Raw genomic sequence first — 5,312 nt, forward strand, 5'->3', positions numbered from 1 at the left:
AAAGACGCGCTCCAAGAAAGCGTAGTCGCCCTTGCCGGTATGAGAGCGTTCGATGTCGAATACGGCCCGGGCGGCCATCGACAACACGGGCGGATTGACATCGCCGAAATCCCATTCGTAGGCGGGGACCTGCCCGTTTGGATGCATGTACCACTCGCGGAGCATCAGGATGATTTGCTCTTTGGCGAAATCCGGGTCGACGTGTGCGAAGGCGGCACAGTGAAACGCGAGATCCCACGACGCAAACCAGGGAAATTCCCATTTGTCGGGCACGGAGATAATATCCTCGTTATTGACTTGCTTCCAGTCATTATTGCGGCCCCGCCAGCGTTCAGGCGGCGGCGTGGGCAAAGCAGGATCTCCATCCAGCCACTGCTGCACTTTATACGAATAGAATTGTTTATTCCACAACATGCCGGCTATGGCCTGCCGGAAAATGAGCTTTTCATCATCGGAGGGAACATTTTGTTGCAGCTCTCCATAAAAAGCATCGGCCTCTGCCATGCGTTGGGCAAACATGGCTTCAAAGATGGCATCAAAATCTTCAAATGCATTGGGTGCATGTTGATCGCTTAACCGCAATCGAATGGTTTGGGAGGAACCGCCGGGAATGGTGAGCTCATAATTAATGGCTGCCTTGGTACCCATCATGGCGGGGTTCACTGTTTTTTTACCATGGATCAAAAAATCGCCAATACCATCTTTTGGATATTTTTGATTATCGTCATAGTTATATAACCGGGGGTTGTTGGTCTCGTTCTCGCAAAACAACATGGTGCCGGCTCCCTGAAAGTACAGGGATGATACGTCCAGCCGATCATGCTCGATGCGGATGGCATGATCGCCGTTCTTGTATAAAGTGGGTTTATAATCATGGCGGCCCCAGGCCCAGGTATTGCGAAACCAAACGGTAGGCAATACATGCAAACTGGCTGCGTCCTTACCGCGGTTATGAACGGTTATTTTTATAAGGATGTCATCGGTACCGGCCTTGGCATACTCAACGAACACATCGAAGTATTTATCTTCATCGAAGAGACCGGTTTCTATCAATTCAAACTCCGGCTCCTGCCGGCTGCGGCGGCCATTCTCCTGGATCAGCCATTCGTAAGGAAATTCCTGTTGCGGATACTTGTACAACATTTTCATGTACGAATGGGTAGGCGTGGCATCGAGGTAATAATAGATCTCTTTTACATCTTCACCATGATTGCCCTGTTGATTGTTCAACCCAAACAAACGTTCTTTCAGAATGGTATCTCTTTTATTCCATAATGCCAGCGAAAAACACAACAACTGTTTATCATCGCAAATGCCGGCAATGCCTTCTTCACCCCAGCGCCAGGCTTTGCTGCGGGCCATATCGTGGGTGGTATTGTTCCAGGCGTCGCCATTGCCGCTGTAATCTTCCCGAACAGTGCCCCATTGCCTGTCTGAAACATACGAGCCCCATCTTTTCCAGCTGGGGTCCTGTAGCCGTTGTTGTTCTGCGTTCATTTGCTAGATTTCTACAAACAAATGTACAGGAGAAATGTTGATGTGACGGGATTATAACTTACAATTAATAGTCAGTAAAAATGTAGTACCCGACTGACTAAAGTGCGATCCATCATACGTAGCAATACCATAACGGCCGTTAAAAGTAACGGCATTGATATTCTTTTTAACGGCAACCGGATCATTTAACAAGACACGGCCATCCTCGTTCAGGGTTTTCAACACATATTCAGGCAATACATTGAAGATATTATTTACGGCGAAGGAAACGCCCAGCCAGCGCGTACATTGATATCCCAAATGCCCGTCTGTAACGAGTTTGGTTTTAAACACCATTTTTAAATTCCTGTCAAGACCTGCACTGCGGAAGGTGGCCGGACCAAACAACGTGTTGTTTATATTAACACTCAATTTACCTATCGAAAGTTCACTACCCAGGATGGCTTTGAATTTTGGCCTGCTCGTTAATAACAACGCCTCCTGCATATAATCAAAGATCTCCTGCCCTGCGGCTGAAATTAATTTGGGATTGGCTACCATGCCCAGCAACTTATTGGCCATGGTATAATTACCGGCGAGGTTAATGGTTACGCGACCGGCATTAAATACGCGGAGATTTTTAAGTGTAGCCACCAGGTCGAGCCCCTGCGTATTGGTGTTGATGCCATTGGTAAAAAAACTAACGCCAATGATGCCATTGGCGCTTAATACGGTGTCGAGCGGTGTATTATTATCGGCAGTATGTGCAATGTCGGAGCTTAAAATGATCCGGTCTCTAATATTGATATTATAATAATCGAGGGTTAGACTGAAATTGCGGGTCGGGCGTAACCCAATACCAGCGGTGAAATTTTGTGATCGCTCGGGTTTCAGCGCGGGCACACCCAGCACCTGGGCCTGCCTGCTTTTGTTACTGACCACGCCTTTTGTTTGCACACCCATGCCGGGGGTAAAGATCTGTTGTACTATCTGCAGGTTTACCTGTTGCAAACCCGGTGCGCGAAACCCGGTTGACAAAGAGGAGCGAACAGACAGTTTATCGCCCAGGAACTTTTTTCTGCCGCTGACCTTCCATACAAAGGCGCCCCCGAAATCATTGTAATATTCTTGCCGGGCAGTAGCGTTCAACAGCATGGATTTAGATACATCGTAACTAACATCTACATAGCCGCCCATATTAAACCGGTTCGACGTACTGGCGTTGATGTTAGCAATGCCTGAAAATGAAACTGGTCCCACACCTACACTGGATGCCCTGTCGCCGGCAATGATGGTAAAAGTTTCATTCCGGAACTCGGAGCCAAAGGCAATGGCCAGGTGTTCATTTATCGTATGGGTAATATCAATATTTCCAACTACGTGATGAAAGCCATACCCACCGGGCCTGAAGGTGGTGGGGCTTTGGGCGCCCAACGCGGGGTTCCAGGTATTGTTAACCGAATACAATTGCTTATTGCCGCCAATGGTAGCGCTTACATCTGTTGTCCATAGTTCCTTCTCCTGTTTAAAACCGAGGGTGGCGTTATAGTCGTTGAGGTCGCCGGCAAAGGTAGGACCAAACCCCAGGTAGGTAGTAGCTGTATCATGCAACAAATAATATGGGTCCTGTTTCCAGTATGCGGTGCGATAGTTGGCATAACTCTGAATGTTCTTGTACACATAGGCAGCATTCGCATAGAAGGTAGCGTTATCATTCACCGGTATGCCGGTATTTACCAGGAAGCGCGCGGCCGTAATCGCCGGCGTACCATTCACATTGCGGGCATCGGGAAACTGAGCCAGATAGGCTTTTACTTTTTCCAACCCGGCAGCTGTACCATCACCCAGGTCGATGTTATCCTGTTCGGCATCTACTTTACCCGGCCGGTTGGTGCGGCTTTCCTTCTGAAAACTGATGGTATAGTTGGCAAATCCTTTCTGGCCGATATTTACGCCACTGTTAATACTGTTGCCAATAGAGAAACCATCGCCTTTACTGGTTATGCCGGTATTTGCCTTAAAACTGGTATACTCAAAACGGTCTTTCAAAATGATGTTCATAACACCGGCAATGGCATCCGACCCATATTGGGCAGAAGCGCCATCGCGTAAGATCTCCACCCGTTTTATGGATTCAATGGGGATGGCAGAGAGATCCGTTTCTGTTTCTCCCCGCCCGGGCGATGTTTGTATATATACAAGCGAACCGGGGTTCTTTCTTTTTCCGTTTATTAATATCAGGGTGCGGCATGGGCCCATATTCCTGATCTCGTAGGGATCAGACAAAGAAGTGGCATCATGCACGGGCATGTTCACGGTATTGAAAGAAGGTGCGCGGTATTGTAATGCTTTGTCGAGCGTTAACTGACCGGTACTGATGAGATCGGCGCCATTGATATTATCTACGGGCAGGGAAGTGTTGGTAAAAGTGCGTTGGCCGGCACGACTGCCCACGGCAACCACTACCCCACTAAGATCGGTCATGGTACTGTTCAGGGTTACATTCCTGACAGTTTCGGTATGTGGCATTTTAACCGAGGTCACATAACTGCTATATCCAACGCTGCTGAAATAGATCTTTTGGGCGCCTTCTTCCAATGGCAGCGAATAATTTCCCTGTGTATCGGTCACGGTTCCTTTGTCTACGCCGATCACAATAATAGAAACGCCCGGTACCGGTTCGTTCTTTTCATTGCGAACGGTTCCGCGCAACAGGCTTTGTGTTTCAGCCGTTGTGTTTTCCTTCTTATCTGTATTAACAGGTACTTCTGAAATGATGATCTGAGTAGGCGATACTTTTTTATAGGTCAGCCCTAATGGAGTTAACAGGGTGCGCAAGGCTTTATCGGCATTGTTACAACCAGCAGTATCGGGCGTTACTTTCCTGTTTTGAACCAGTTGCTCGCGGTACAGGATGCTTACGCTGAATTTCTTTTCGAGCGCGTCAATTACGTCTTTTAAGGGTTGGGGATTAGGGGCAATTCGCTGTCCTTGCACGGTAAATACCATACACAGGGATAAATTACATGCAATAAGCCATTTTTTAAAAAGGCTTTTTCTCATAATCAATAAACGCTTAACGCTTTTTTATCAGGCTCTGCGTTTGCGCACTGCGTTTAGTTTTGGTTTACGTTCCGCTTATTCAATAATAACCTGGTTTCCCTCCCTGGTAACCGTTGTATGGAGTAATTCACCCAACACCTGCAACAGCACCTGTTCATTTTGCAATTCCAACGTACCCGAAATGGTCAGTGTATCCAGTTTATTATTATGTATAATAAATTCGAACCCAAAATATTCGCTTAAAGTTTCACAAACATCCTGTACTGTCGCCTTTTCAAACCGGTATTTCTTTTCCAGCCACGAAGTGAACAGCACCGGATTCGCAACACGGGTGGTTATTTTTCCCTGCGCTGCTGAATACTGGCAATACTCGTTGGGCTGCATGATGGCGGCGGCTTTTTTGCCTGGAACACTGAACCGCACTTTCCCCTTTTGCAGCAACACACCGGTTGTATTGTTGATAGCTTTTACATTGAACTCGGTTCCCAGCACTTCTATTTCCGCATCGCCGGCATAAACGGCAAAGGGTTGCGCGGCTCCGGCCTTATCAATATGGCGCACTTTAAAAAAGGCTTCTCCTGTTATCCACACTTCCCGTTTGCCGGCTGTACGGTTCCTGTCGAACCGGATAGATGAATTGGCATTCAGCACCACTTCTGAACTATCAGGCAACCATATGGTTTTAGTAGCTGCATATGGTGTTGAGATATATGTGTAAGTCGGTTTTCTGAAATAATACAACACCAGCCCACTGATAAGTAAGGCGCCTATTA

General features: G+C 47.4%; 2 protein-coding genes and 1 pseudogene. All 3 read right to left on the minus strand.

The features are described from left to right. Window positions 1-1,497, minus strand: a pseudogene (locus ACJ751_RS23940) (glucosidase); the annotation flags it as partial. A gap of 51 nt (window positions 1,498-1,548) precedes the next feature. Then, the gene (locus tag ACJ751_RS23945) at window positions 1,549-4,539 is read right to left on the minus strand and encodes a TonB-dependent receptor plug domain-containing protein (RefSeq protein WP_407748060.1); all 2,991 of its coding nucleotides are present in this window, start codon (window positions 4,537-4,539) and stop codon (window positions 1,549-1,551) included. A 75-nt stretch (window positions 4,540-4,614) separates the two neighbouring features. Next, on the minus strand, window positions 4,615-5,312 hold a 698-nt coding region (locus ACJ751_RS23950; protein WP_407748061.1), incomplete at its 5' end, for a FecR family protein.

The sequence above is a fragment of the Niastella sp. genome (assembly GCF_045805085.1).
Classification (GTDB): Bacteria; Bacteroidota; Bacteroidia; order Chitinophagales; family Chitinophagaceae; genus Niastella.